Raw genomic sequence first — 25,994 nt, 5'->3', positions numbered from 1 at the left:
GGTTCGACCGAAACGGCTGAGGCCCCCTGCACGTGCAGGGGGCCTCAGCCGTCAAACCGTCAGACCGTCGAGCCGTCCGGCAGGCTCAGCGCTTCGCGAGCGCGTACGGCGCCAGGTCCGCCGCCAGTTCCTGGTGGACCCGCGCCTTGAGCAGGGTGCCGTCCGGGGTGTGCTCCTCGGAGATCACCTCGCCCTCGGCGTGCGCCTTGGCGACCAGCGAGCCGCGCGTGTACGGCACCAGGGCCTCCACCTCGACCTCGGGCCGCGGCAGCTCGGAGTCGATGAGCGCGAGGAGTTCCTCGATGCCCATGCCCGTCCGCGCCGAAACGGCGATCGAGTGCCGCTCGATCCGCAGCAGCCGCTGCAGGACGAGCGGATCCGCGGCGTCGGCCTTGTTGATCACCACGATCTCCGGCACGTTCACCGCGCCGACCTCGCGGATCACCTCGCGCACCGCCGCCAGCTGCTCCTCCGGAGCCGGGTGCGAGCCGTCCACGATGTGCAGGATCAGGTCGGAGTCCCCGACCTCCTCCATCGTGGAGCGGAACGCCTCGACCAGGTGGTGGGGCAGGTGCCGGACGAAGCCGACCGTGTCGGCCAGGGTGTAGACCCGGCCGCTCGGCGTCTCGGCCCGGCGCACGGTCGGGTCGAGGGTGGCGAACAGTGCGTTCTCCACCAGTACGCCCGCGCCCGTGAGGCGGTTGAGCAGCGAGGACTTGCCCGCGTTGGTGTATCCGGCGATGGCGACCGAGGGCACCTTGTTGCGGCGCCGTTCCTGCCGCTTGATGTCACGGCCGGTCTTCATCTCCGCGATCTCCCGGCGCATCTTCGCCATCTTCTCGCGGATCCGTCGCCGGTCGGTCTCGATCTTGGTCTCACCGGGGCCTCGGGTGGCCATGCCGCCACCGCCGCCGCCACCCATCTGCCGGGACAGCGAGGCACCCCAGCCGCGCAGTCGCGGCAGCATGTACTGCATCTGCGCGAGCGCAACCTGCGCCTTGCCCTCTCGGGACTTGGCGTGCTGGGCGAAGATGTCGAGGATCAGGGCGGTCCGGTCGACCACCTTCACCTTGACGACGTCCTCGAGGGCGATGAGCTGGCCGGGGCTGAGCTCGCCGTCGCACACGACGGTGTCGGCGCCGCTCTCCATGACGATGTCACGCAGCTCGCGCGCCTTGCCCGAGCCGATGAAGGTGGCCGGGTCGGGCTTGTCACGGCGCTGGATCACACCGTCGAGCACGAGCGCACCCGCCGTCTCGGCGAGGGCGGCGAGCTCCGCGAGGGAGTTCTCCGCGTCCTGCACCGTGCCGGAGGTCCAGACACCGACGAGGACGACGCGCTCCAGGCGCAGCTGCCGGTACTCGACCTCGGTGACGTCTTCGAGCTCGGTGGAGAGGCCGGCCACGCGGCGCAGGGCCGCGCGCTCCGAGCGTTCGAACTGCTCGCCGTCCCGGTCTCCGTCGATCTCGTGGCTCCAGGCGACGTCCTCTTCCATCAGGGCATCGGCCCGAAGGCTCTCGGTGAAGCTCTGCGGGTCCCGCACGTCCTGTGCGTCCCGCGCGTCCTGGGAAGGGGAAGAAGAGGAGGTCATTGGATCCTTACGTCGTTTCGAATAGCAGTGTCACGTTGACTGTGACGTTAACTGTCACGTCCAACGTGTCACACCGCCGGGGGATTCCCCGCACGGCCCCGTCGATGGTGACATGCCCGTTCCTCGCCGGTCACACCCTTTTATCGGGCGTTCCCGTCCGCCGCGGCCCCACCGGAGCCCGCCTTGCCGGAGCCCGCCTTGCCCGTCTTGCCCGCCGTGCCCGGGGCCGCCGTGCCGCTCCACTCCGGGTGCCCCGGCATCGGCGGGGTCGTGGCCCCGTACAGCCAGGGCTCCAGGAAGGCCGCGAGGTCGCGGCCCGCCTCCTGCGAGGCCAGCCGTACGAAGTCGGACGTCCCCGCGATCCCGTCCCGGTTGTCCGCGACCCAGCGCCGCTCGATCCTCTCGAAGGCCTCGGTGCCGATCTCCTGCCGCAGGGCGTAGAGGATCAGCGCGGACCCGTCGTAGACCACCGGCCGGAACAGCCCGATCTTCTGGCCGGGTGCGGCGGCCTTCGGGGCGGCCGGCGGGCCGCCCGCCGCCCGCCACTGGTCGGAGCGCTGGTACGCCTCGCGCATGCGCCGCTCCAGGGAGTACTTGCCGAGCCCGTCCGCGTACAGGGCCTCGTACCAGGTGGCGTGTCCCTCGTTGAGCCACAGGTCGGACCAGGTCCGCGGGGTGACGCTGTCGCCGAACCACTGGTGGGCGAGCTCGTGGACCATCACCGACTCGACGTACCAGTCGGGGTAGCCCTCGCCCGCGAACAGGTTGCTCTCGAAGAGCGAGAGGGTCTGCGTCTCCAGCTCGAAGCCGGTGGTGGCCCGCGCGATCAGCACCCCGTAGTTCTCGAAGGGGTAGCGGCCGACCCGCTCCTCCATCCACTCGATGTGGCCGGCGGTCTTCTTGAGCCAGGGGTCGAGCCGCTGCCGGTCGGCCGCGGGCACCACGTCGCGCAGCGGCAGTCCGTGCGGTCCGGTGCCGTGCACGACCTCGGAGCTGCCCACCGAGACCTGGGCCAGCTCGGTGGCCATCGGGTGCCGGGTCCGGTACGTCCAGGTCGTCGTGGGGCCGAGCCGCAGCGCCGGGGCCACCGGCTCCCCGTTGGCGACGGCCGTGAGACCGGCCGGGGCGGTGATCCGGAAGGTGAAGAACGCCTTGTCGGCGGGGTGGTCGTTGCAGGGGAAGACGCGGTGCGCCGCGTCGGCCTGGTTGGCCATGGCCAAGCCGTCCGCCGTGGGCACCCAGCCGCCGTCGCCGCGGCCGCGCGGATCGCTGGTGTGCCGGACGGTGATGCGCAGCGGCATGTTCTGCGCCACCGGGCGCGCGGGGGTGAGGACCAGGTCCTCCGCCACGCTCTCGAACCGCGCCGGCTCCCCGTTGACCTCGGCGGACGCCACCTTGCCGTGGGTGAAGTCCAGATTGATGCGCTCCAGCCGCTCCAGGGCGCGGGCGTCGATGACGGTGACCGCGTCGAGCGGGCTCAGGTTGTCCTTGTAGTCGAAGGACAGGTCGTACGAGAGCACGTCGTACCCGGGGTTCCCGAGCTCCGGGAAGAGCCGGTCGCCGATGCCCAGCGGCGTCGGCGGGGGCAGGACGGCGGCGACGAGGGTGAGGGAGGCCGCGGCGAGCAGGGCGGCGCGCAGGCGCGGGGAGGAGAGCTGCATCCACTACCGCTTACCAGCGCCCACCGCACGGCCGTGCACGGCGCGCGACGGTTCCACCCGAACGGGACCTTCCGGAGCCGTTCCGGCCTACGCCCGCGCCCGGGCGGCGTCTACACCCGGCTGACGTCGTACACGCCCGGCACGTCCCGCATCGCCCGCATCAGCGCGGGCAGCCCGGCCGCGTCGGGCAGCTGCAGGGTGTAGCTGTGCCGGACCCGCTGCTCGACCGGCGGCTCCACGGTCGCGGAAACCACCTCGACCCCCTCGCGGGCGATGGCCTCGGTCAGGTCGGCCAGCAGGTGCGGGCGGCCGAACGATTCAGCGCGCAGGGTGACCCGGCAGTCCGCCGTGGCCCGCCAGTGCACGGCGACGGAGGTGCGCCCCACGGCGCGCATCTGCGCCACCGCCGCGCAGTGGATGCGGTGCACGGTGACGGCACCGCCGCGGACCAGGAACCCGGCGACGGCGTCCGGCGGTACCGGGGTGCAGCACCCGGCCAGCCGCACGGTGGCGTCCGGCAGGTCGGCGACGGCGTTGGCCCCGCCGCCGCGGGCCCCGACCACCGAGAGCGGCGCCCGGGCGGCCGAGGTGGTGGCCAGGGCCCGGTCGGGATGGGATTCGAGCCAGCTGCTGATGGCGATCCGGGCGGCGGGGGTCCGCGCGTGGTCCAGCCACTCGGCTGCGGGTCCGGAGGAGGCGTCCTGTGCGAGCAGCAGCTGGACGGTGTCCCCGTCGGACAGGGAGGAGGACAGGGAGGTGAGGCGCCCGTTGACGCGGGCGCCGATACAGCCGTGGGCCGCCTCGCCGTGCTGCGCGTAGGCGGCGTCGATACAGCTGGCCCCGGCCGGCAGGCCCAGCGTGCCCCCGTCGGCCCGGAACACGGTGATCTCCCGGTCCTGGGCGAGCTCCGCCCGGAGCACGGTCCAGAAGGTGTCGGGGTCGGGTGCGGACTGCTGCCAGTCGAGCAGCCGGGACAGCCAGCCGGGCCGCGTGGGGTCCACGCGCTCCTCGTCCGGATCGGTGGCGGCGGCGTCGGGCGTCGCGGTGGCGTACGGATTGCCGAGGGCGACCACGCCGGCCTCGGCGACCCGGTGCATCTGCCGGGTCCGCACGATGACCTCGGCCACGTAGCCCTCGGGCGTGGCGAAGGCGGTGTGCAGCGACTGGTAGAGGTTGAACTTCGGGGTGGCGATGAAGTCCTTGAACTCCGAGACGACCGGCGTGAAGCAGGTGTGCAGCTCGCCGAGCACCGCGTAGCAGTCGGCGTTCTCGCCGACGAGGACGAGGATGCGGCCGAAGTCGGAGCCGCGCAGTTCTCCGCGCGTGCGGGAGATGCGGTGCACGGAGACGAAGTGCCGCGGCCGGACCTCCACTTCGGCGGCGATGCCGGCGTCGCGCAGGACACCGCGCACGGAGTCGGCGATGGCGGGCAGCGGGTCGCGTTCCCCCGCGTGGGCGGCGATGAGCGCGCGGGTGCTCTCGTACTCCTCGGGGTGCAGGATCGCGAAGACGAGGTCTTCCAGCTCGGTCTTGAGGGCCTGGACGCCGAGCCGTTCGGCCAGCGGGATCAGGACGTCGCGGGTGACCTTGGCGATGCGGGCCTGCTTCTCGGGGCGCATCACGCCCAGGGTGCGCATGTTGTGCAGCCGGTCGGCGAGTTTGATGGACATGACGCGGACGTCGTTGCCGGTGGCGACGAGCATCTTGCGGAAGGTCTCGGGCTCGGCGGCGGCGCCGTAGTCGATCTTCTCCACCTTGGTGACGCCGTCGACGATGAAGCACACCTCGTCACCGAACTCCGCCCGGACCTGTTCGAGGGTCACGTCGGTGTCCTCGACCGTGTCGTGGAGCAGAGAGGCCGTCAAGGTCGTGGTCTCGGCGCCGAGTTCGGCGAGGATCAGGGTGACGGCGAGTGGATGTGTGATGTACGGCTCACCACTTTTTCGCATCTGGCCGCGGTGCGAGGTCTCCGCGAGGAGGTACGCGCGGCGCAGAATGGACAAATCGGCGTCCGGGTGGTGGGCGCGGTGCGCCTCGGCAACGTGGCCGATCGCGTCCGGAAGCCGGTCCCGTGACGTCGGCCCGAGCAGGGCCGCGCGCCCGAGCCGGCGCAGATCGAGCCTGGTCCGCCCCCGTCTGCGGAGCTCAGGGCGCGCTTCGGGGTGTGCTTCGGGGTTCGTGGCCTCTGCACTCATGGGCACCTCCGGCGGCTTCGACCGGCGGTGGTGGGCATGGGGTGAGCCCTCAGGGCCGGTGCCTGATGTTACCGACCCCACCACGTGGCGCAGTCCACCTCTCGCTCAGCGTGAAACGGATCACCCGTTAGAGGGAAGCTTCAGGCGAAAGCCGTTTCGGCGAGCCAGGACCCGTCGAACTCCCCTGCAGCCACGATCACGGCCGGTCCGGTCATGTCGATCTGCCCGTCGGGGTGTTCGGTGATGATCAGGGTACCGCCGGGGAGGTCGACGGTGTACGCGACCGGTTCGCCGGTGGCGGCCGGGTCAACGCCGTCGCGGCGGATGGCGGCCACGGCGACGGCGCAGGCGCCGGTTCCGCAGGAGCGGGTCTCGCCGGATCCGCGCTCGTGGACGCGCATGGCGACGTGCCGGGGGCCGCGGTCGACGACGAACTCGACGTTGACCCCGGCCGGGTAGGCGGACGCGGGGCTGAACGCGGGCGCGGCGAACAGGTTCCCCGCGTGGTCGAGGCTCTCGACGAAGGCCACCGCGTGCGGGTTGCCCATGTTCACGTTCCGCGCGGTCCAGCTGCGGGCGTCGACGCTGACCGTGACCTCGCCGGCGGGCAGCTCGGCGCGGCCCATGGAGACGGTGACGTCGCCCGTCTTGTCGAGGTGCACCCGCTTGACGCCTCCACGGGTGGCGACGGCCAGGTCGCCGGGCTCGACGTGTCCGGCGTACTGGAGGTAGCGGGCGAAGACGCGCACGCCGTTGCCGCACATCTCGGCGATGGAGCCGTCGCTGTTGCGGTAGTCCATGAACCACTCCGCCTCGTCGGCCAGGTGAGCGGCCTCGGGGTGCGCGGCGGACCGGACGACGTGCAGGACGCCGTCCGCGCCGATCCCGGCGCGCCGGTCGCACAGCTTCGCGACGGCGGACGCGGGCAGCTCGATGGCGTTGTCCGGGTCCGGGACGATCACGAAGTCGTTCTCGGTGCCGTGGCCCTTGAGGAAGGAGAGGGTGGTCTGCGTCACCCGCCCATGGTACCGAGCCCCAGCTCAGAGGGGCCGCACCGTCCGAGGGGCGGAACCGGCCGGGCGGTCAGCGGAGCCTGGCGACCCGGTACACGGCGAGGCCTACGACGGCCAGCGCGACGACGGCGTACAGCGCGGCCATGCGCCAGTCCGGTCGGCGGCCGCTCCCGCGGACCGGGAGACCGGGCCACGTGTAGCCGACCCGCCGGGCGGCCATCATTCCCCAGCCTCCGGCGCAGCAGCTGATCAGGAAGCCGAGCATGGCGACCACCGCACCGCCGTCGCCGAACTCGAAGGCGAGCGGGAAGGCGAACATCAGCGAACCGGTCGCGGCGAGCATCGCGATGGGGGCGATCTGCCACAGGCGCAGGCGGCGCTGCGGGCGCAGTTCCACCTCGAACTCGGGCCCGGCGGCGGCCTCCGCCTCGGCGGAGTCCGGGGTGTCCGGACCGTCCGGGGTCAGTCGCGCCGGATCGGCGGGCAGCCCGAGCCCTGCGGGCCCGTCCGTCCCGTCGGTCCCGTCCAGAAGCATCGGGTCCGCTTCCCTCCGGGTGTCGTCCTGCCCGGTGTCGCGAGGGCCGGCCTCCATTGCCACGCGCCCTCCCCACTCGGACTCAGTGCGCTGCCGTTCATCGCAGGTGATCGCACCTGCTCGAGTTTGATGATGGCACGCCCTCGGCCCCGCTACTGGCGCGTGAGGCGTCCCGATGCCATCACGTGATCAGGCTGTGACCGCTCGTTCGACCAACGACTGCGCGAGTCCGGGGAGTTCCCCCCGGTCGGCGACGGCCCCGCTGAGCCAGTGCACGCGCGGGTCGCGGCGGAACCAGGAGTCCTGGCGGCGGGCGAACCGCTTGGTCGCCCGGACGGTCTCGGCCCGGGCCTCGTCCTCGGTGCACTCACCGGCGAGCGCGGCCAGGACCTGCTGGTAGCCCAGCGCCCTGGAGGCGGTGATTCCGTCGCGCAGCCCGCGGGCCTCCAGCGCGCGGACCTCGTCCACCAGACCGGCCTCCCACATCCGGTCGACCCGCAGCGCGATGCGCTCGTCGAGCTCCGGGCGGGCCACGTCGACGCCGATCTGCACGGTGTCGTAGACGGAATCGTGACCGGGCAGATTGGCGGTGAAGGGGCGGCCGGTGATCTCGATCACTTCGAGCGCGCGGACGATGCGGCGGCCGTTGCTGGGCAGGATGGCCTGCGCGGCGGCCGGGTCGGCGGCGGCGAGCCGGGCGTGCAGGGCGCCGGAGCCGCGCAGGGCCAGCTCCTCCTCCAGGCGGGCCCGCACCTCGGGGTCGGTGCCGGGGAACTCCATCACGTCCAGGGCGCCGCGCACGTACAGGCCGGATCCGCCGACGAGGACGGGGGTGCGGCCCTCGGCGAGCAGTTTGTCGATCTCCAGGCGGGCCAGCCGCTGGTAGTCGGCGACATTGGCCGTGTCGGTGACGTCCCAGATGTCGAGCAGGTGGTGCGGGACACCGCCGCGCTCCTCCGTCGTCAGTTTGGCGGTGCCGATGTCCATCCCCCGGTACAGCTGCATGGAGTCGGCGTTGACGACTTCGCCGTCGAAATGGCGGGCCAGGGCGACGCCCAGGTCGGACTTTCCTGCCGCGGTGGGACCTACTACGGCGATGACCCGCGGGGCGGGGGCTGCTTTCCTCACCGCCCCAGTCTCTCAGCCCCTGGTCAAGGCGCGGCCATGTACCCGATCGAGTGGCGTGACGGGGTGAGGTCGGGGTCGTTGCCCTGGCGAGGTTCCGGCCGGGCATACGCCCTGCGTACGCCCGGCGCAGGCCGGTCCGGTCGACGCGGAACTTCACTCACACGAGTAACGTTACGGGAGTAGACATGGGCGTTTTTGATCGGTTTTTTCGCCGTAAGGACGAAGTTGTGACCGAGGTGGTCGCGGCGGAGGACCTGACGGCGGAGTCCGGTGCGGCCGAGGAGGCCGAGCCTGTTGCCGAGAAGTCTCCGGAGGCGGGAGTCGTGGAGATTCCGAAGCAGCTGGCGGCCCCGGTGGCCGCGGACAGCGAGACCGGCGAGGGCGCCCGCACGTAGCGACCGCCAACGGAAGGTGACCCATGGGCCTGCTGGACAATCTCAAGGCCAAGCTCGCTCCGGCGAAGGACAAGGTCGGCGATCTCGCCCTGCAGCACGAGGGCAGGATCGGCGAGAGTCTGGACAAGGTCGCCAAGGCCATGGACTCCAAGACCAAGGGCAAGTACAGCGGCCAGATCACGAGCGGAACGGGCAAGGCGAAGGACGCCCTGGGGAAGATCGCGCACAAGGACGCTCCCGGCGGGCCGACGCCGCCGGCCGCCTCCTGACGCGGTCCGGGAAAGGGGCGCGGGACCGGCTGCTGCCGGTCCCGCGCCCCTTCGCCGTTCCGGGCGGCTACGACCAGGCGGCGACGAAGTACCCCACGCCGTACGGGGCGTCCTCGTACAGCAGGCGCCCGGACAGCTGCGCGCCCCCGGCGGCGCCGGCCAGCACCTGCCAGGGGGCCCGCCCGGCGGCCTGGAGCTCGGCCGCGAGAGCGGCGTCGATCCCGGCCAGCGCGGCCACGTCGGCGGCGCCCAGCGCGCGGGCGGCCTCCGCGTCGAAGGCGGCGGCGCGCTCGTCGAGGTAACCGGGGGCCTTGAGGGTGCGGCAGGCACTGCCGTCCCCCAGAACCAGCATGGCCACGCGTTCGGCGGAACCGCCCAGGTCCGCGCCGAGGAGCCCGCAGCCGCTCGGGGCGAGGTCCGCGGCGACGGCCACTCCGGCGACCGGGGCGGCCGCCCAGCGGGCCTGGCCGAGGAGCCAGCCGGCCACCGCGAGAGAGGTCGGGAGGGTGGTCCCGGTGGCATGGCCGCTCGGCGGTTCGCCCAGGTCGGGCCCCAGGGTGACGGTCAGGTCCACGCCGAACCCGGCGAAGCTTCCGGGGGTGCCCTGGTCGTATCCGCCGCCCTCGGCGGCGGCCCCGACCACGACCAGCAGGTCGGGCCGGGACGCGGCGAGCACCGCCAGCGCGTCGGAGCAGGCGGTGCGGGCGTCGCCGAGTTCGGCGGCGGCCCCCGCGGCGACCTCCGGCACGAGCAGGGGCGGGGCGGGACAGACAGCGGCGGCTACGAGCATGATCCGCAGCCTAGCCGTCGGCGGGGGACCCGTGCCGCTCAGGAGGAGGCGGGCACCGAGCAGCCGGAGGTGACGGCCGGCAGGGGCGCCGGGACGCCCAGCTTCGGGATTCCGAGCATGACGCCCGCCGGCTGGGCGGGGGCGGCGTTGCGCTTCTCCCAGGCGTCGCCGGCGCGCGTGCGGCGCACGGTCAGCGTCGGGCCCTCGGCCAGCAGGTGGTGCGGGGCCGCGTAGGTGATGTCCACGGTGACCACGTCACCGGGGCGGACCTCCGCCTCCGGCTTCGTGAAGTGGACCAGGCGGTTGTCGGGCGCGCGGCCGGAGAGGCGGTGCGTGGCGCCGTCCTTGCGGCCCTCGCCCTCCGCGACCATGACCTCCAGCGTGCGGCCGACCTGCTTCTTGTTCTCGTCCCAGGAGATCTCCTCCTGGAGGGCGACCAGGCGCATGTACCGCTCCTGGACGACCTCCTTGGGGATCTGCCCGTCCATGTCGGCGGCGGGGGTGCCGGGCCGCTTGGAGTACTGGAAGGTGAAGGCGTTCGCGAACCGGGCCTCGCGCACCGCGTGCATCGTCTGCTGGAAGTCCTCCTCAGTCTCGCCGGGGAAGCCCACGATGATGTCGGTGGAGATCGCGGCGTGCGGGATCGCGGCGCGGACCTTCTCGATGATGCCGAGGAAGCGCTCCTGCCGGTACGAGCGGCGCATCGCCCGCAGGATCGTGTCCGATCCGGACTGCATCGGCATGTGCAGCTGCGGCATCACGTTCGGGGTCTCGGCCATCGCCGCGATCACGTCGTCGGTGAAGTCGCGCGGGTGCGGGGAGGTGAAGCGGACCCGCTCCAGGCCCTCGATCTGGCCGCAGGCGCGCAGCAGCTTGCTGAAGGCCTCGCGGTCGCCCAGGTCCGAGCCGTACGCGTTCACGTTCTGGCCGAGCAGGGTGATCTCCGAGACGCCCTCGGCGACCAGGGCCTCCACCTCGGCGAGGATGTCGCCGGGGCGGCGGTCCTCCTCCTTGCCGCGCAGGGCCGGAACGATGCAGAAGGTGCAGGTGTTGTTGCAGCCGACGGAGATCGAGACCCAGGCGGCGTAGGCGGACTCGCGGCGGGTCGGCAGCGTGGAGGGGAAGGCCTCCAGCGACTCGGCGATCTCGACCTGCGCTTCCTCCTGGATGCGGGCGCGCTCCAGCAGCACGGGCAGCTTGCCGATGTTGTGCGTACCGAAGACGACGTCGACCCAGGGAGCCCGCTTGACGATCGTGTCGCGGTCCTTCTGGGCGAGGCAGCCGCCGACGGCGATCTGCATGCCGGGGCGCTTGGTCTTCATCGGGGCGAGTCGGCCGAGGTTGCCGTACAGCTTGTTGTCGGCGTTCTCGCGGACCGCGCAGGTGTTGAAGACCACGACGTCGGCGTCGCCGTCGGCGCCTTCGGGCGCCCGGACGTAGCCGGCGTCCTCCAGCAGACCGGAGAGCCGCTCCGAGTCGTGCACGTTCATCTGGCACCCGTAGGTGCGCACCTCGTAGCTTCGCTTCACGTCCACTGCCTGGCTCCGGTCGCTGCTGGTCATGCAACAAGGGTAGGCGGTACCCGGTGGCCCTCCGGTCCCCCGTTCAGCCGACCCGGGGGAAGGCGGCGGCCGAAGAGGAGGAGCAGCAGGTCCTGGGCTTCCCCGTACACGGGGGTTCCCTCGCCGTAGGACCAGTCCAGGTCCTGCGCGCACAGCCGGACACCGGTCAGGTCCGCGCCGAAGAAGCGCAGGGACCGGGGACCGGCCGCGTCGAGGAGGAGCCGCAGCCGGTCCTCGGGGACGCGGCGCGGGTGGCCGAGGGCGACGGTGATGTCGAGGCCGTGGACCACGTCGTGGGCGAGGGCTCCGGTGGGGCCGCCGGCGGGTGGTTTCCAGGGATGGCCGGCGTGCTCGCGGAGCAGCTCGGCGAGCTCGCGCGGGGTGAAGGCGGCGGCGTCGCGGCGGGCCGTGCGGTCGGTCATCCGGTGCAGGCTGCCGCGGGCCCGCAGCAGTTCGGCGGCGAACCCGGGAAGGGTGGTGCGGAAGCCCAGGGACAGGTGGGCGGCGACCTCGCGGACGCGCCAGCCGGCGCAGAGGGAGGGGGCGTCCCACCGGTCAGGGGCGAGGGCGTCCAGTACGTCGGCCAGCTCGCGGCGTTCGGCGGCGACGGCCGCGGCGATCGTCCGGCGGTGCGCGGGGGCGGAGGAGGCGGATCGGCTCATGGCTCCAGGGTCGGGGCGGCACTTGGCATAAGTCCAAGAGTGGGTACTTCTGAGATCTAGAATCCAGACTTATGGAACTGGCTCAGCTGCGCTATTTCGTGGCCGTGGTGGAAGAGGGCGGCTTCACACGGGCGGGGGCGCGGCTGCACGTGTCACAACCCGGGGTGAGCGCACAGGTCGCGCAGCTGGAACGCGAGCTCGGGCAGCGGCTGCTCGACCGGTCCGGGCGGCGGGTGACCCCGACGGAGGCGGGCCGGGCGGTGCTCTCGTACGCGCGGGCCGCGCTGGCGGCGGTGGAGGGCGTGCGGCGGACGGCCGAGGAGTTCTCCGGCCTGCTGCGGGGGCGGGTGGCCCTCGGGCTGGTCCCGGGGGCGGCGGGGGCGGCGGTGGACGGGTTCGACGTGGTGGAGGTGCTCGGGGCCTTCCACGACGAGCACCCCGGGGTGGAGATCGCGCTCTCCGAGGACACCTCGGAGCGGATGCTGGCGTCGCTGCTGCGCGGGGAGCTGGACCTGGCGGTGGTCGGCCTCGCGGGGGAGCCGCCGCCGGGCGTCTCCTGCCAGGTGGTGCTCGACGAACCCCTGGTCGCCGCGGTGCGGGCGGACGATCCGCTGGTGGCGGCGGCCGTGAACGGCAGGATCCCGCTGACCGCCCTGCGCGGGCGGGCCCTGATCGGCCTGCCCCGCGGGACCGGGCTGCGCGGGGTGCTGGAGCGGGCGTGCGCGCAGGCGGGCTTCGCGCCGCGGGTGGACTTCGAGGCGGCGGCGCCCGCCGTGCTGGTCCGGCTGGCCGCGCGGGGCCTGGGGGTGGCGGTGGTGCCGTCCGGGGCGGAGTCGGCGGCCGGGCCGGGGGTCGGCGTCGGCGCGGGCAGCGGCGCGGACACGGGCAGCGGCAGCGGCAGCGGCCCGGACACGGGCAGCGGCAGCGGCAGCGGCCCGGACACGGGCAGCGGCAGCGGCAGCGGCAGCGGCAGCGGCAGCGGCAGCGGCAGCGGCAGACTGTGCGCGCTGCGGATCACCGATCCGGAGCTGACCGGAAGGGTCGCACTGGCCTGGCGCACGGACGGACCGTCCGGGCCGGCCGCGCGCAAGCTGCTCGGAAGGCTCCGGTCCGGAGCCCCGGGACGGCCCGCGCCGTGACAGGACGGCGGACGAGTGGCAGGATCGCGGCCATGCCTCTCGTACCGCCCCGGATCAGCAGGCGCCATGCCCTGCGGGTCCTGGTGGCCGTACTCGCCGTGCTCGGCGTCCTGACGTGGTGGCTGAAGCCCTTCGGGGAGCCGGATCTGGAGGGTGAGCTGACCTTCAGCACGGGCGCGCGGACCGGGGTCTACCACCGGTACGGGCAGCTGCTGGAGCAGGCGCTCGGGCGGGACATGCCCGGGATCGACGTGCGGCTGGAGACCAGCGAGGGCTCGCAGGAGAACCTGAAGCGGCTGGCCACCGGCGAGGCGGACTTCACGGTGGCGACGGCGGACGCGGTCGCCAAGTACCAGCTCGACGGGAAGCCCGGCGCGGACCGGCTGCGCGGGGTCGCACGGCTCTACGACGACTACGTGCAGCTGGTGGTCCCGGCCGGCTCCCCGGTGCAGTCGGCCCGTGACCTCAAGGGCAAGCGGGTCGCGATCGGCCAGCCGGGGTCCGGCGTACGGCTGGTGTCGGAGCGGCTGCTGAGGGCGGCCAAGATCGACCCGGTGCTGGACGTCACACCGGTGTCCATCGGCATCGACACCATGCCGGGCGAGCTGGAGGCCGGCCGGATCGACGCGTTCTTCTGGTCCGGCGGCCTGCCGACGAACGCCGTGCGCGAGCTGTCGGAGCGCTTCGACATCCGGCTCGTGCCGCTCGGCGACCTGTTGGACCAGCTGCAGGAGAGCGGCAACCCGGCGCGCTACTACCGGACGGCCGTGATGCCCCAGGACGCCTACACACGGGCGCGCAACACCAGCTCGGTGTCGACCCTGGCCGTGCCGAACCTGCTGGTGACCACGGCGGGGACCGACCCGCAGCTCACCGAGCAGCTCACGCGGACGGTGATCCTCAGCCGTGACCTCGTCGGGAGCCAGGTGCACGCGGCGCAGCTCGTGGACCTGCGGACGGCGATCTACACCGACCCCCTGGACCTGCACGAGGGCGCGCGCCGCTACTACCGGTCCGTCAAACCCTGAGCCTTCGAACCCCGGGGCGTCCCGTGGTTCACGAAGGGGACGGCTCCGAAGGCAGCAGCATGGTCGCCGCCGCGGCCGCGCCGATCAGCCCCGCATGGGTTCCCAGCATCGCCGGCACCACCTGGATGTCCCTGACGAACGAGAGCGTGGCGTAGGCCGCGAGATGGCTGCGGATCGGGGCGAAGAGGGTGTCCCCGGCGGCGGCCACTCCGCCGCCGATGACCGCGATGTCCGTCTCCACGAGGGTCGCCGTGGCCGCGATGGCGGCGGCCAGCGCGCGGCCCGCCCGGTCGAAGGCCGCCAGCGCGACCGGATCGCCCTCGGCAGCGGCAGCGGCCACGCCCGCCGCCGTGGCATCACACCCGCCGTCCGCGCCGTCCGCACCGTTTGCGCCCGCGCCGCCCCCGGCCGTGCCCGACGGCGTCCAGCCCTGGTCCAGGGCCCAGCGGGCGATCGCCGTACCGGAGGCGATCGACTCGACGCACCCGTGGCCGCCGCACACGCACGGTTCACCGTCGAAGGCCACACTGATGTGGCCGATGTGTCCCGCGTTGCCCGTGGGGCCGGGGTGAAGCTGGTTGTTCAGGATCAGGCCGCCGCCCACGCCCGTGGAGACCACCATGCACAGGGCGTTCGCGTGGCCCCGGGCCGCGCCCAGCCAGTGCTCGGCGGCGGTCATGGCCACCCCGTCACCGGCCAGCACGGTCGGCAGGTCGGCCCCGCGCGCCGCGAGCTCGGCCACGACGCGTTCCTGGACCGGGAACTCCCGCCAGGCCCCGATGTTGACCGGGCTGACCGTGCCCCGGGAGGCGTCCACCGGGCCGGCGCTGCCGATCCCGCAGCGCACCGCCGAGGCCCACAGCGGCGACTCGGCGAGGTCGGCGACGACCTCGCCGACCGCTGCCATGACCCCGTCGGCGTCCGCCCCGCGCGGCGTCGGGCGGCGGGTGGTGGCCGTCATCGTGCCGTCCGGGTGCACCAGCGCACCGGCGATCTTCGTACCGCCGATGTCGATCGCCACGGTCGGCCCGGAGGCCGCTGCGGCGGCCCGCGGTGCGGGGAACGGGGCGCTGGGAATGGTCACGGTGGCGGCTCCAGGAAGGTTTCAGGATTAAGTATGCGCCGGGGGCGGCGCCGTGCTTTCGCGAGGTTCCAGCCTCGGCCGCTCGCTGATCCGCACCCCGGGCGGGCCGCCCGCGAGGACGGCCAGGAGCTCCTCGGCGGCCAGTCGGCCGAAGCCGGCGGTGTCCCGTACGAGAGCGGTGAGCCGTGGATGGGTGACCCGGCAGAGCGCGGAATCGTCCCAGGCCACGATCGAGAGCCGGCCCGGGACGGGGATGCCCAGCTCGGCGGCGACCCCGCTCCCGGCGACGGCCATCACGTCGTTGTCGTAGACGAGCGCCGTGGGCGGGTCCGGCTCGCCGAGCACCCGTCGGGTGGCCGCCGCGCCCTCGGCGTCGGAGTAGTCGGTGACCACGGAGCGCACCTGGTCCGGGCCGAGGCCGCGGCGCGCGGCCTCCGTCCGCAGGGACTCCATCCGGCGGACCGTGTGGGCGAGGCCGGGAAGTCCGGCGACGTGCACGATCCGGCGGTGGCCCAGACCGTACAGATGCTCCAGGACCTGGGCCATGGCGCCGGCGTCGTCGGCCCGGACCGAGGACAGGGTCACCGAGGGGGCCGGGAAAGGGCCTCCCCCGTCACCGCGGCCGCCGTCCGCGCCGCCGTCCGGGACCAGGGCTTCGCCGATGGTGACCGCGGGCAGGGCGAGTCCCTCCAGGAGCGCCGGTCGCGGGTCGCTCGTACGCGGGTCGACGACGAGGACGCCGTCGACCCGCCGCTCGGCCCACCAGCGGCGGTAGACGGCGCATTCGGCGTCGATGTCCTCGACGACCTGGAACAGCAGGGCGGTCCGGGCGGCGGAGAGGACCTCCTGGATGCCGGAGACGAGCTGGAGGAAGAAGGACTCGACACCGAGCGTGTGCGCGGGCCGGGCGAGGACCAGGCCGACGGCCCCGGAGCGTTCGCCGGACAGGGCCCGGGCAGCGCTGTTGGGCTGCCAGCCGAGTTCCTCGGCGACGCGCCGGATCCGGGCCCGGGTGTCCTGCGAGACGCCCGGCCGGTCGTTGAGCGCGAAGGAGACGGCGCTCTCCGACACACCGGCCTGCCGGGCGATGTCCTTGATCGTGGGTCTGCGGGCCATGGCCTGCCTCATTCGTCCTTCGGGTGCGTCACACGTGGCGGAATACGGACGGCAATGGCCGGACCGTACGCGATCCTGCCCCGACAGGCCGCTTCCATGACGAAGCAGCGGCTTCAGGGAGGGGTGCCTGCCACGGCGGCATGTCCGGGCGGGCGGGCAGCAGCGATGGCCGGCGTGACCGAAATACCGCTGTCCATTTCCGCGCAGTTCCTCGCAGCCGGACAGAACTAAAGCGCATTAGTTCCCTCAGGGTCTTCGCGCAGAACCCTTGTGTCAACTGGGCTGAAGCGCATAAGTACACGGTCGGGGGCCCTGTTGACTTTCCTCATCCGCACCGGCAGGTTGTGGCGCATCCGGTGAATTCCTCCAGAACTCCAGGACGCCCCGTGCCCGATGACGCGCTCCGCTTCGGCGCCAACTACACGCCGGCCAGCGGCTGGTTCCACCACTGGCTGGACTTCGACCTCGGCGAGGTGCGGGCCGACCTCGACTCGATCGCCGCGCTCGGGCTGGACCACATCCGTGTCTTCCCGCTGTGGCCGGTCTTCCAGCCGAACCGGACGCTGATCCGGCCGCGTGCCGTGGAGCAGCTCGTCGCACTCGCCGACGCCGCCGCCGAGCGCGGGCTCGACGTCAACGTGGACGGCCTGCAGGGGCACTTGTCGAGCTTCGACTTCCTGCCCGCCTGGACCCGGACCTGGCACCGGCGCAGCATCTTCACCGACCCGGACGTGGTCGCCGGGCAGGAGGAGTACCTGCGCACGCTGGCCGCGGCCCTCGCCGACCGGCCGAACTTCCTGGGCATGACGGTCGGCAACGAGATCAACCAGTTCTCCGGCGCCCCGCACCCCGACCCCGACCGGATCACCCCGGACCAGGCCGCCCGCTGGCTGGAGCGGATGCTCGCCGCCTGCGAGGCGGGAGCGCCGGGGCGGCTGCATCTGCACGCCGAGTACGACGCGGCCTGGTACCAGGACGGGCACCCCTTCACCGCGGCCCAGGCGGCCCGGTTGGGCGGCGCCACCGCCGTGCACTCCTGGGTGTTCAACGGCACCGCGCAGCGCCACGGCCGCAGCGGGACGGCGACCGAGCACCATGCCGCCTACCTGATCGAGCTCTCCAAGGCCTGGGCCCTGGACCCGCACCGCCCGGTGTGGCTCCAGGAGGTCGGCGCCCCGGCGCCGCTGATCCCGCCCGAGCACGCGGCGCGGTTCGCCGAGGCCACCGTCGCCAACGCCCTGGACTGCGCGGACCTGTGGGGCGTGACCTGGTGGTGCTCGCACGACGTGTCCCGGGAGCTCGCGGACTTCCCGGAGCTGGAGTACGGCCTCGGGCTGCTCAGCAACGACCGCCGGACCAAGCCGGCCGGCGCCGCCGTCGCCCGGATCGCCGCGCGGTGGCGGGGCCGCGCGCACCGCCCGGCCCCGCGGTCCACCGCGCTCGCCGTCGACGTCGGTGCGGCGGCACACGCTCCGGGGCGCTCGGTGTGCGCCCCCGGCGGCGCGTTCTTCGAAGCCTGGGTCTCGCTGACGGCCCAGGGGGTGCGCCCGGCGGTGGTCCTCGCGGAGCGCGCCGCGGACCCCGCACATCTGGCCGCGCGCGGCATCACCGAGGTGCTGCGCGTGCACGACGTGACCTGACCGGCCGATGACCCGACCGGCCGATGACCCGGCCGGCCGGTCTCCCGGTCCCCCGATCCCTTCGTGAGGAGCCCCGCATGCCCGAGACCGACGACGCCGCCCATCCGCGTACGCCGCCCGCCGCGCCACGGCCGACCCGGCGCAGGGTGCTGGTCACCGGGGCCGGGGCCGCCGCGCTGCTGGGTCTGGCGGGCCGCGCCCGGGCCACCGCCGCGCCCGGCCCCTTACCCGTGGGGGCGTCGGCTGCGGCCCCGGCCGACCTGGCCCCGTACGCCTCGTACTGGTTCCCGGACTCCCTCCCTCCGGGAACCCCGGGCCCCGGGATCGTGTGGCGCTCGCTCAGCCGGTGGACCCCCGGGAGCGACCCCGATCTGGCCCACAACACCTCGACCGTGCCCCTGGCGCAGCGGTTCACACCCGTCCCGGCGAACCGGGACGCGCGCGCCGGCCAGGCCCGTATCGCCGCCCTGGTCTCCTTCGGGCCCACGGCCGGGAACCCGTCCCAGGGCTCCCCGACCGCCGACCACTACGCGCTCACGCACTGGGCGTACATCGACGAGCTGGTCTTCTGGGGCGGCTCCGCGGGCGAGGGCATCGTGCTCGCGCCGAACGCGCCCGTGGTCGACGCCGCCCACCGCAACGGGGTCAGGGTGCTGGGCAACGTGTTCCTGCCGCCCGTCGCCTACGGCGGCGACCTGCGGTGGACCCGCGACCTGGTGCAGCGGGACTCCCTCGGCCGCTTCCCGATCGCGGACCAACTCGTCCGGGTGGCGCGGACCTACGGCTTCGACGGCTGGTTCGTGAACGCCGAGACCGACGGCGGGGACAGCGCGCTCGCCACCCGGATGCGGGAGTTCCTGCGTGCCCTGCGGGCGGCCGGCGAGCCGCACGGGCTGCGCATCACCTGGTACGACGCCATGAACAGCACCGGCCGGGTGGGCTGGCAGGGCGCCCTCAACCCGCTCAACCAGGAGTTCTTCGAGGACCGGGCCGGGACGGTCTCGGACACGATGTTCGTGGACTTCCGCTGGACCCCGGACACCCTGGCCGCCTCGGGCGCGCTCGCCGACCGCCTCGGCCGCTCCCGCCACGACCTGTGGGCCGCCGTGGACACCGAGTCGCGCGGCTGGGACTCGGTCGTCGACTGGGACGCGATCGTCCCGCGCGGGCGGGACCACGTCGTCAGCTACGGCTTCTACCGGCCCGAGTGGACCCGTAACCATCTCACCGACCGTTCCCCCGGGGCCTTCCACCGCGCCGACGACAGGTTCTGGACCGGCGAGTCCCTGGACCCGGCCCGGCCCGCGCCCGGGGCCCGCTGGCGGGCACCCGCGACGGCCGTCGCCGACCGGTCCACCGTCACCGGGCTCCCCTTCGCCTGCTCCTTCAACACCGGGCACGGGCTGCGCTGGTACGAGGACGGCGAGGTCGTCTCCGACACGCCCTGGAACCACCTGGGGCTGCAGGACCGGCTGCCGGGCCGCCGCTGGGCGGTGGACACCGCCGGGGCGCGCCCCTCGGTCACCCTGGACTTCGCGAGCGCCTGGCGGGGCGGCTCCAGCCTGCTGGTCGAGGGCGCGCCGACCGCCCCCGTGACCATCGGGCTGCACTCCACCCGGCTGCCGCTGACCCGCGGGTCGGTCCTGGAGCTGGTGCACGCCACCGGGCCGGAGCCGGCCGCGACGGAGGTCACGGCAGAGAGTACGGCGGAGATCACGGTGGAGGTCGGCGTGGCCGTCCGCGAGCCGTCCGGCCCCGGCGAGCCGGTCCCGTACACCTGGCTGCCGGCCACGACCCGGGACAGCGGGCAGGGCTGGCGCACGACGCGGGCCGGGCTGGCGTCACTGGCGGGCAGCACCGCGTACGGCCTGGCGGTACGGATCACCGCGCCCGGGAAGAAGCCGGTGGCGTGGCGGATCGGCGCCGTGTCGGTGCGCGACGGGGCCCGCACCCGGCGCCCGGCCCCGCCCACCGCACCGGTCGTGGACGCCTCGTCCCGGCAGGACGGCATGGCCCGGGTACGCCTGTCCTGGCGGGCGGCGGCGGGCCGCGGCGGGCGGCCGCGCCACTACGAGGTGTGGCGGGTCCTGCCCGGCGGCACCCGGCGCTTCCTCGGGGGCACCTGCGGCACCGCCCTGTACCTGCCCGCCGTCCCGCGCGCCGGGCGGGAGCGGGCGGCGGTCTTCGAGGTCCGGGCCGTCGACGAGCTGTACGCGGTGTCGGAGCCGGCCCGCACCACCCTCGTCTGGTAGCCGGCCCGCCCAACAGCCGGGGCTCAGGTGCCCTGGGGGTCGGTGCGCGGGACGGCCACCGTCACCCGCAGCCCGTGCGGCGGGTTCTTCGCGTAGGAGAGGGACCCGCCGCCTGCGGCGAGCAGGGCACGGGAGATCGACAGGCCGAGCCCGGAGCCCTTGACGTTCTGGTGGCGGCCGCTGCGCCAGAACCGGTCGCCGACGCGCAGCAGCTCGTCCTCGGTGAGGCCGGGGCCGCGGTCGGCGACGACCACGCGGACGGAGCGCCCCTCGGTGGAGACGGAGACCTCGACCTCCTCACCCGTGGGGGTGAACTTGAGGGCGTTGTCGATGACCGCGTCGAGGGCGCTGGACAGGGCGATGGGGTCGGCCCAGCCGGTGATGGCGGTCCGGCCCGTGCCCTTGAGGTGGACGCCCTTCTCCTCGGCGTAGGGGCGCCACGCGGCGACCCGCTCGGCAGCCAGGGCCCCGATGTCGGTGAGGCTGATCTCGGCGGAGGCGTGCTCGGCCAGCGCCAGGTCCAGCAGGTCGTCCAGGACCTGGGTCAGGCGCTTGCCCTCGGCGCGCACGGAGGCGATCTCCGCGTTGCCCTCGGGCAGTTCGAGGGCGAGCAGCTCGATCCGCAGGAGCAGCGCCGCGAGCGGGTTGCGCAGCTGGTGGGAGGCGTCTGCGACGAACGCCCGCTGCTGTTCCAGGACCTCTTCGACGTTGTCGGCCATCTCGTTGAACGAGTGGGCCAGGCGCTGGAGTTCCGGGGGCCCGCCGGCAGCCGCGACGCGCGAGTTCATCCGTCCGGTGGCGATGCCGTGGGCGGCCGCGTCCAGGGTCTGGACGGGCTTGAGCACCCAGCTGGTGAGCTTGAGGGCGGCGCCGAAGGCGACCAGCATGGCGGCGGCGAGTCCGCCCGCGATCAGCAGCCAGCCCTTCAGGATGCGGGCGCGCATCTGATCGGTCGGCGATTCGGTGGCGACGACCGCGACCACGTCGCCGTCGAGCACGACCGGGGAGATGACGAGCAGCTTGCCGTCGGTCTGCCAGGGCCACACCTGCGGCGGATCGTGGCTGCGCCGGCCGGCCAGCGCCTCCTCCAGGGCCCGTCGTCCCTCGCGGGAGTCCGGGAGCTCCCACCAGCTCGGCGACCGGACGAGGGCGTTGTCGTCGCGGTAGAAGATGCCGGCGCGGATTCCGTACAGGGTCTGGTAGCGGGCGAGTTCGAGCCCGAGGGTCTCGCGGCGCTCGGCGGCGCCGTTGGACCCGGAGCCCTCGGCGTCGATGAAGAACTGCGCGAGGGCGGCGAAGCGGGCGCTGTCGTCGATCCGGTCGACCACCACCCGCTGCTGCTGCCCGGCGGCCAGGCTCACGGCGAGCGGGAAGCCGAGGGCGAGCAGCGTGCCCGCCATCAGGATGACGAGCAGCGGGAGCAGACGGGCACGCACGGCAGAGGGCCCCTAGGGAGCGGCCGGGGCGACGAGCCGGTAGCCCACCCCTCGGACGGTCTCGATCAGGGCGGGCATGCGCAGCTTGGAGCGCAGCGAGGCGACGTGGACCTCCAGGGTGCGCCCGGTCCCCTCCCAGCTGGTGCGCCACACCTCGCTGATGATCTGCTCGCGGCGGAAGACGACGCCGGGCCGCTGCGCGAGCAGGGCCAGCAGGTCGAACTCCTTGCGGGTGAGGGGTACGTCGGCACCGTCCACGCTGACCCGGCGGTTGGGCAGCTCGATGCTGACGGGGCCGAGGCGGACCGTGGCGGGGGTGCCGGTGCCGGGGGCGGTGGTCTCCTCGGCGGCGCCGGTGCGCCGGGCGACGGCGTGGATGCGGGCGAGGAGCTCGCCGGTGTCGTAGGGCTTGACGACGTAGTCGTCGGCGCCCATGTTCAGGCCGTGGATGCGGGAGCGTACGTCGGCCCGCGCGGTCACCATGATCACGGGGGTGGAGGTGCGCTTGCGGATCTTGCCGCAGACCTCGTAGCCGTCCTGGTCGGGCAGACCGAGGTCGAGGAGGATCACGCCGAAGGGCTGGGGGCAGTTCGGGGCGCCGGCCGGCAGGAGTGCCTGCAGGGCCTCCTCGCCGTTGCGGGCGTGGGTGACCTGGAAGCCGTGGCGGGCGAGGATCGCGGACAGGGCTGCCGCGACGTGATCGTCGTCCTCGACGAGCAGCAGTCTCATGCCGTCCCCCTCTCCTCTTCTCTCACTCTGGCTTCACCACGCATGGTCACACGCGGGGCCGCACGTAGGGCCACCATGCATCCACGCCCATGCGGAGTCCCACGTCAAGGGGGTCCCGCCGCGGCGCGGCTTCCGTTATGCACCCGGTACGCGGACATGATCGACCACACGGGTGCCGCGCACGGAGCGTATCCGGGAGAGGCCGGATCGTTATCCTCAATTCTCCCTCAGATGTAATGACGTTGTGCGCGTCACGTCACTACTGTCCTCCCAACCGAGGAGGACGGAGCAAGAAGCCGATGAGCGGAGTATCAGTGACCAAGGACGTGCAGGACGCGGCCGGTGCCGCAGACGACCTGGTCGTACTGAGCAACGTCAACAAGCACTTCGGCGCGCTGCACGTGCTTCAGGACATCGATCTGAGCATTGCCCGCGGTGAGGTAGTCGTGGTGATCGGTCCTTCGGGATCGGGCAAGTCCACGCTGTGCCGGACCATCAACCGCCTGGAGACCATCGACTCGGGCACCATCACGCTCGACGGCAAGGAGCTGCCCTCCGAGGGCAGGGAACTGGCCCGGCTGCGTGCCGACGTCGGCATGGTCTTCCAGTCGTTCAACCTCTTCGCGCACAAGACGGTGCTGCAGAACGTCATGCTGGGCCAGCTCAAGGTCCGCAAGACCGACCAGGCGGCGGCCAAGGCGAAGGCGCTGTCCCTGCTGGAGCGGGTGGGCGTCGGCACGCAGGCCGACAAGTACCCGGCGCAGCTCTCCGGTGGCCAGCAGCAGCGCGTGGCGATCGCCCGGGCGCTGGCCATGGAGCCGAAGGTGATGCTCTTCGACGAGCCGACCTCGGCCCTGGACCCGGAGATGATCAACGAGGTGCTGGAGGTCATGCAGCAGCTCGCCCGTGAGGGGATGACCATGGTGGTCGTCACGCACGAGATGGGCTTCGCCCGCTCGGCGGCCAACCGGGTCGTCTTCATGGCCGACGGCAAGATCGTCGAAGAGGCCACCCCCGAGCAGTTCTTCAGCAACCCGCGCAGTGACCGCGCCAAGGACTTCCTGTCGAAGATCCTGCACCACTGAGGTTTCCGTCTGGTAGTCATCCGTATGCGGATAGCCACTGGACCGGTCCCTGCCTTCCGCGCGTGCGCCGTAAACGTCGCTCGTCGTTCAACCACGTCTCATCCGAGGGAAGTTCACCATGAAGATCTCCAAGGCCGCTGCGGCCGCGGCCGTCGCCGTAGCCCTGTCCCTGACCGCGACCGCCTGTGGCGGCAGCAAGCAGGACGCCGCCAGTGACGGCGGGGCGTCCGGTGGCGCCAAGGACAAGCTCGTCGTCGGCATCAAGTACGACCAGCCCGGCCTGGGCCTGAAGACCCCGGACGGCAAGTTCACCGGCTTCGACGTCGACGTCGCGACCTACGTCGCCAAGGAGCTCGGCTACCAGCCCGACCAGATCGAGTTCAAGCAGGCCGTCAGCGCCGAGCGCGAGAACCTGATCGCGAACGGTGACGTGAAGTTCGTCGTCGCGACCTACTCGATCAACGACAAGCGCAAGGAGAAGGTCGACTTCGCCGGCCCGTACTTCCTCGCGCACCAGGACCTGCTGGTCCGCGCCGACGACACGAGCATCACCAAGGCCGAGGACCTGAACAAGAAGAAGCTCTGCTCGGTCACCGGCTCCACCTCGGCGCAGAACGTCAAGACCAAGCTGGCCCCCGAGGCCGACCTGCTGGAGCTGGGCGGCTACTCCGAGTGCCTGACCGGCCTGGAGAACAAGAAGGTCGACGCCCTCACCACGGACAACTCGATCCTGGCCGGCTACGCGGCGCAGGAGAAGAACAAGGGCAAGTTCAAGCTGGCCGGGCTGAGCCTGAGCAACGAGAACTACGGCATCGGTCTGAAGAAGGGCGACAAGGAGCTCCAGACCAAGATCAACGCCGCGCTCAAGAAGATGGTCGAGGACGGCAGCTGGCAGAAGGCCGTGGACGCGAACCTCGGCCCGGCCAACTTCAAGAGCGAGCCTGCCCCGCAGATCACCGAAGGCAGCTGATTCATCGGTGAGGAGCGTCGCCGCCCGCCTGCCGCGGGCGGCGGCGCGCCTCACCGGCCATCCTGGGGAGAGCGCAGGGCATCGTGTTCGATTTTCTTGATTCCGGGCAGTACGACGTGCTCGGAGCCTTCTGGGTGACGGTTCAGCTCACCCTCTACTCGGCGGCCGGATCCCTGATCTGGGGCACCGCCCTGGCCGGGATGCGGGTCAGCCCGGTCCCGCTGCTGCGGGGCTTCGGCACCGCGTACGTCAACCTGGTGCGCAACACCCCGCTGACCGTGTTGATCATCGCTTGCTCGCTGGGTCTCAGCCAGACCCTCGGCATCGATCTGGGCGGCAGCACCTTCAAGGAGACCGGTTTCCGGCTCGCGGTCCTCGGACTGATCGCCTACACCGGCACCTTCGTCTGCGAGGCCCTGCGCTCCGGCATCAACACCGTGCCCGTCGGCCAGGCCGAGGCGGCCCGCGCGCTGGGACTGAGCTTCTTCCAGGTGCTCACCCTGATCGTGCTCCCCCAGGCCTTCCGGGCGGTCATCGCGCCGCTCGCCAACGTACTGATCGCGCTCACCAAGAACACCACGGTGGCGGCGACCATCGGCGTGGCCGAGGCGGCCCTGCTGATGAAGGAAATGCTCGAGAACGAGGCGCAGGCGACCTTCGCGGTCTTCGCGGTCTTCGCCCTCGGTTTCGTCCTGCTGACCCTGCCCACCGGTCTTCTGCTGGGCTGGGTCGCCAAGCGAGTGGCGGTGAAGCGATGAGCTCCGTGCTGTACGACACCCCCGGCCCCAAGGCCAAGGTGCGCAACTGGATCTACAGCGGGATCTTCGTCGTGCTGTTCGGGCTCGTCCTGTGGTGGGCCCTGTCCCTCATGGGCGAGAAGGGCCAGCTCGACGCCGACAAGTGGTCCCCCTTCGTCACCGACAGCCGGGTCTGGACCACGTACCTGCTCCCCGGCCTGATGGAGACCCTCAAGGCCGGCGCCCTCGCCATGGTGATCGCCCTCCCGTTCGGCGCGCTGCTGGGCATCGGCCGGCTGTCGGACCACGCGTGGGTACGGGGTCCGGTCGGCGCGTGGGTCGAGTTCTTCCGTGCCATCCCGGTGCTGATGCTGATGCTGTTCGGCAACGCGCTGATGGCGCCGCGGTTCCTGGACGTGCCCTCCGACACCCGGCCCTTCTGGGCCGTGGTCGTGGGCCTGGTCCTCTACAACTCGGCCGTCATCGCCGAGATCGTCCGCGCGGGTGTGCTCTCCCTGCCCCACGGCCAGTCCGACGCCGCAAAGGCGATCGGGATGCGCAAGGGCCAGACGATGGTCTACGTGCTGATCCCGCAGGCCGTGACGGCGATGCTGCCGGCCCTGGTCAGCCAGCTCGTGGTGATCCTCAAGGACACGGCGATCGGCGGCGCCCTGCTGGGCTTCGCGGAACTGCTCTCCACGAACCGGCAGATCTCGGCCAACTACAGCAACACCATCGCGACCCTCACGGTGATCGCGCTGATCTACATCGCCGTGAACTTCGCCCTCACCTCGTTTGCCTCCGTGCTGGAAGGCCGGCTGCGGAAGTCGAAGAAGAGCACCGGTGCGGTGGTCGGCGCCGATGACGTGAACGACATGGCGACCGGGGCGAACTCCGGCGGGGCGTGACGATCCTCCCCGGCCGGGAACCCTTCGGGCTCTGACCCGAGGTCATTCATACGGCACGGCCTGTGTGGT

The 25,994-nt window shown here is 72.6% G+C and carries 23 protein-coding genes; 10 read left to right on the top strand and 13 right to left on the bottom strand.

The window, feature by feature from the left end; translation table 11 throughout:
* Positions 1 to 85: 85 nt before the first annotated feature.
* The 6 genes from hflX to miaA form a co-directional block, all read right to left on the bottom strand.
* Positions 86 to 1,591, bottom strand: coding sequence for a GTPase HflX (gene hflX, locus ACXNSR_RS28490; protein ID WP_458638218.1), 1,506 nt, complete (start codon positions 1,589 to 1,591; stop codon positions 86 to 88).
* Between the two features lie 140 nt (positions 1,592 to 1,731).
* Positions 1,732 to 3,252 (bottom strand): M1 family metallopeptidase, encoded by a 1,521-nt coding sequence (locus tag ACXNSR_RS28485; RefSeq protein WP_458638217.1) that lies wholly within the window; start codon positions 3,250 to 3,252, stop codon positions 1,732 to 1,734.
* Positions 3,253 to 3,362: 110 nt separating this feature from the next.
* Positions 3,363 to 5,447: a RelA/SpoT family protein gene (locus tag ACXNSR_RS28480; RefSeq protein ID WP_458638216.1), complete on the bottom strand. Its 2,085-nt coding sequence runs from the start codon at positions 5,445 to 5,447 to the stop codon at positions 3,363 to 3,365.
* Positions 5,448 to 5,587: 140 nt separating this feature from the next.
* Positions 5,588 to 6,463: a diaminopimelate epimerase gene (gene dapF / locus ACXNSR_RS28475; RefSeq protein WP_458638215.1), complete on the bottom strand. Its 876-nt coding sequence runs from the start codon at positions 6,461 to 6,463 to the stop codon at positions 5,588 to 5,590.
* Positions 6,464 to 6,530: 67 nt separating this feature from the next.
* Complete coding sequence (locus tag ACXNSR_RS28470) at positions 6,531 to 7,052, bottom strand: hypothetical protein (protein WP_458643419.1); 522 nt, start codon at positions 7,050 to 7,052, stop codon at positions 6,531 to 6,533.
* Positions 7,053 to 7,184: 132 nt separating this feature from the next.
* Entirely contained in the window at positions 7,185 to 8,123 is a 939-nt protein-coding gene (gene miaA / locus ACXNSR_RS28465; protein WP_458638214.1) for a tRNA (adenosine(37)-N6)-dimethylallyltransferase MiaA, read from the bottom strand.
* A 227-nt stretch (positions 8,124 to 8,350) separates the two neighbouring features.
* On the opposite strand from miaA, the gene ACXNSR_RS28460 reads away from it, so the two are divergent.
* Positions 8,351 to 8,518 (top strand): gliding motility protein, encoded by a 168-nt coding sequence (locus ACXNSR_RS28460; protein ID WP_458638213.1) that lies wholly within the window; start codon positions 8,351 to 8,353, stop codon positions 8,516 to 8,518.
* 23 nt (positions 8,519 to 8,541) lie between these two features.
* A complete protein-coding gene (locus ACXNSR_RS28455; protein WP_327737775.1) occupies positions 8,542 to 8,787 on the top strand; it encodes an antitoxin in 246 nt (81 codons plus the stop codon).
* A gap of 67 nt (positions 8,788 to 8,854) precedes the next feature.
* Here the strand turns inward: ACXNSR_RS28455 and ACXNSR_RS28450 are convergent, their stop codons facing one another.
* From ACXNSR_RS28450 to ACXNSR_RS28440, 3 genes are read right to left on the bottom strand one after another with little or no spacing between them, the layout of a single operon-like run.
* Positions 8,855 to 9,577: a class III extradiol ring-cleavage dioxygenase family protein gene (locus tag ACXNSR_RS28450; protein ID WP_458638212.1), complete on the bottom strand. Its 723-nt coding sequence runs from the start codon at positions 9,575 to 9,577 to the stop codon at positions 8,855 to 8,857.
* A 38-nt stretch (positions 9,578 to 9,615) separates the two neighbouring features.
* Positions 9,616 to 11,139 (bottom strand): tRNA (N6-isopentenyl adenosine(37)-C2)-methylthiotransferase MiaB, encoded by a 1,524-nt coding sequence (gene miaB, locus ACXNSR_RS28445; RefSeq protein ID WP_458638211.1) that lies wholly within the window; start codon positions 11,137 to 11,139, stop codon positions 9,616 to 9,618.
* Positions 11,136 to 11,801, bottom strand: coding sequence for a maleylpyruvate isomerase family mycothiol-dependent enzyme (locus ACXNSR_RS28440; protein WP_458638210.1), 666 nt, complete (start codon positions 11,799 to 11,801; stop codon positions 11,136 to 11,138). Before ACXNSR_RS28440 ends, miaB begins: the two co-directional genes overlap by 4 nt.
* Before the next feature lie 71 nt (positions 11,802 to 11,872).
* On the opposite strand from ACXNSR_RS28440, the gene ACXNSR_RS28435 reads away from it, so the two are divergent.
* Together ACXNSR_RS28435 and ACXNSR_RS28430 are read left to right on the top strand one after the other, a co-directional pair.
* Positions 11,873 to 12,940 carry a LysR family transcriptional regulator gene (locus ACXNSR_RS28435; protein ID WP_458638209.1) on the top strand — a complete coding sequence of 356 codons (1,068 nt, stop codon included), beginning with the start codon at positions 11,873 to 11,875 and terminating at the stop codon, positions 12,938 to 12,940.
* Between the two features lie 32 nt (positions 12,941 to 12,972).
* Positions 12,973 to 13,968, top strand: a complete 996-nt coding sequence (locus ACXNSR_RS28430; protein ID WP_458638208.1) for a TAXI family TRAP transporter solute-binding subunit — start codon at positions 12,973 to 12,975, stop codon at positions 13,966 to 13,968.
* A 28-nt stretch (positions 13,969 to 13,996) separates the two neighbouring features.
* On the opposite strand, the gene ACXNSR_RS28425 is transcribed toward ACXNSR_RS28430, so the two are convergent.
* Positions 13,997 to 15,046 (bottom strand): ROK family protein, encoded by a 1,050-nt coding sequence (locus ACXNSR_RS28425; protein WP_458643418.1) that lies wholly within the window; start codon positions 15,044 to 15,046, stop codon positions 13,997 to 13,999.
* A 33-nt stretch (positions 15,047 to 15,079) separates the two neighbouring features.
* On the bottom strand, positions 15,080 to 16,168 hold the full coding sequence (locus ACXNSR_RS28420; RefSeq protein WP_458638207.1) for a LacI family DNA-binding transcriptional regulator: 1,089 nt from the start codon (positions 16,166 to 16,168) through the stop codon (positions 15,080 to 15,082).
* Positions 16,169 to 16,554: 386 nt separating this feature from the next.
* Between ACXNSR_RS28420 and ACXNSR_RS28415 the strand changes: the two genes are divergently transcribed.
* Together ACXNSR_RS28415 and ACXNSR_RS28410 are read left to right on the top strand one after the other, a co-directional pair.
* Positions 16,555 to 17,808 carry a glycoside hydrolase 5 family protein gene (locus tag ACXNSR_RS28415; protein ID WP_458638206.1) on the top strand — a complete coding sequence of 418 codons (1,254 nt, stop codon included), beginning with the start codon at positions 16,555 to 16,557 and terminating at the stop codon, positions 17,806 to 17,808.
* Between the two features lie 77 nt (positions 17,809 to 17,885).
* The gene (locus ACXNSR_RS28410; protein WP_458638205.1) at positions 17,886 to 20,060 is read left to right on the top strand and encodes an endo-beta-N-acetylglucosaminidase; all 2,175 of its coding nucleotides are present in this window, start codon (positions 17,886 to 17,888) and stop codon (positions 20,058 to 20,060) included.
* Between the two features lie 23 nt (positions 20,061 to 20,083).
* On the opposite strand, the gene ACXNSR_RS28405 is transcribed toward ACXNSR_RS28410, so the two are convergent.
* Positions 20,084 to 21,496, bottom strand: coding sequence for a sensor histidine kinase (locus ACXNSR_RS28405; protein ID WP_458638204.1), 1,413 nt, complete (start codon positions 21,494 to 21,496; stop codon positions 20,084 to 20,086).
* Between the two features lie 12 nt (positions 21,497 to 21,508).
* On the bottom strand, positions 21,509 to 22,225 hold the full coding sequence (locus ACXNSR_RS28400) for a response regulator transcription factor (RefSeq protein WP_458638203.1): 717 nt from the start codon (positions 22,223 to 22,225) through the stop codon (positions 21,509 to 21,511).
* A 299-nt stretch (positions 22,226 to 22,524) separates the two neighbouring features.
* On the opposite strand from ACXNSR_RS28400, the gene ACXNSR_RS28395 reads away from it, so the two are divergent.
* From ACXNSR_RS28395 to ACXNSR_RS28380, 4 genes are all read left to right on the top strand, one after another.
* The gene (locus tag ACXNSR_RS28395) at positions 22,525 to 23,310 is read left to right on the top strand and encodes an amino acid ABC transporter ATP-binding protein (protein WP_327737762.1); all 786 of its coding nucleotides are present in this window, start codon (positions 22,525 to 22,527) and stop codon (positions 23,308 to 23,310) included.
* A 118-nt stretch (positions 23,311 to 23,428) separates the two neighbouring features.
* A complete protein-coding gene (locus ACXNSR_RS28390; RefSeq protein WP_458638202.1) occupies positions 23,429 to 24,280 on the top strand; it encodes a glutamate ABC transporter substrate-binding protein in 852 nt (283 codons plus the stop codon).
* Positions 24,281 to 24,363: 83 nt separating this feature from the next.
* The gene (locus ACXNSR_RS28385; RefSeq protein ID WP_458638201.1) at positions 24,364 to 25,038 is read left to right on the top strand and encodes an amino acid ABC transporter permease; all 675 of its coding nucleotides are present in this window, start codon (positions 24,364 to 24,366) and stop codon (positions 25,036 to 25,038) included.
* The gene (locus ACXNSR_RS28380; protein ID WP_458638200.1) at positions 25,035 to 25,925 is read left to right on the top strand and encodes an amino acid ABC transporter permease; all 891 of its coding nucleotides are present in this window, start codon (positions 25,035 to 25,037) and stop codon (positions 25,923 to 25,925) included. Before ACXNSR_RS28385 ends, ACXNSR_RS28380 begins: the two co-directional genes overlap by 4 nt.
* Positions 25,926 to 25,994: the final 69 nt, after the last annotated feature.

The sequence above is a fragment of the Streptomyces sp. NC-S4 genome (assembly GCF_054353315.1).
The sequence above is the reverse complement of the archived record's forward strand: the minus strand, read 5'-3'. Positions and strand labels throughout refer to the sequence as shown.

Bases quoted from the DNA above. Each gene is read 5' to 3' on its own strand.
- ACXNSR_RS28410 (WP_458638205.1), top strand. From the start codon at position 17,886: ATGCCCGAGACCGACGACGCCGCCCATCCGCGTACGCCGCCCGCCGCG.
- ACXNSR_RS28470 (WP_458643419.1), bottom strand. From the start codon at position 7,052: ATGGAGGCCGGCCCTCGCGACACCGGGCAGGACGACACCCGGAGGGAA.
- ACXNSR_RS28430 (WP_458638208.1), top strand. From the start codon at position 12,973: ATGCCTCTCGTACCGCCCCGGATCAGCAGGCGCCATGCCCTGCGGGTC.
- ACXNSR_RS28420 (WP_458638207.1), bottom strand. From the start codon at position 16,168: ATGGCCCGCAGACCCACGATCAAGGACATCGCCCGGCAGGCCGGTGTG.
- ACXNSR_RS28480 (WP_458638216.1), bottom strand. From the start codon at position 5,447: ATGAGTGCAGAGGCCACGAACCCCGAAGCACACCCCGAAGCGCGCCCT.
- ACXNSR_RS28400 (WP_458638203.1), bottom strand. From the start codon at position 22,225: ATGAGACTGCTGCTCGTCGAGGACGACGATCACGTCGCGGCAGCCCTG.
- ACXNSR_RS28440 (WP_458638210.1), bottom strand. From the start codon at position 11,801: ATGAGCCGATCCGCCTCCTCCGCCCCCGCGCACCGCCGGACGATCGCC.
- ACXNSR_RS28380 (WP_458638200.1), top strand. From the start codon at position 25,035: ATGAGCTCCGTGCTGTACGACACCCCCGGCCCCAAGGCCAAGGTGCGC.
- miaB (WP_458638211.1), bottom strand. From the start codon at position 11,139: ATGACCAGCAGCGACCGGAGCCAGGCAGTGGACGTGAAGCGAAGCTAC.
- ACXNSR_RS28455 (WP_327737775.1), top strand. From the start codon at position 8,542: ATGGGCCTGCTGGACAATCTCAAGGCCAAGCTCGCTCCGGCGAAGGAC.
- ACXNSR_RS28390 (WP_458638202.1), top strand. From the start codon at position 23,429: ATGAAGATCTCCAAGGCCGCTGCGGCCGCGGCCGTCGCCGTAGCCCTG.
- hflX (WP_458638218.1), bottom strand. From the start codon at position 1,591: ATGACCTCCTCTTCTTCCCCTTCCCAGGACGCGCGGGACGCACAGGAC.
- ACXNSR_RS28435 (WP_458638209.1), top strand. From the start codon at position 11,873: ATGGAACTGGCTCAGCTGCGCTATTTCGTGGCCGTGGTGGAAGAGGGC.
- ACXNSR_RS28485 (WP_458638217.1), bottom strand. From the start codon at position 3,252: ATGCAGCTCTCCTCCCCGCGCCTGCGCGCCGCCCTGCTCGCCGCGGCC.
- ACXNSR_RS28395 (WP_327737762.1), top strand. From the start codon at position 22,525: ATGAGCGGAGTATCAGTGACCAAGGACGTGCAGGACGCGGCCGGTGCC.
- ACXNSR_RS28450 (WP_458638212.1), bottom strand. From the start codon at position 9,577: ATGCTCGTAGCCGCCGCTGTCTGTCCCGCCCCGCCCCTGCTCGTGCCG.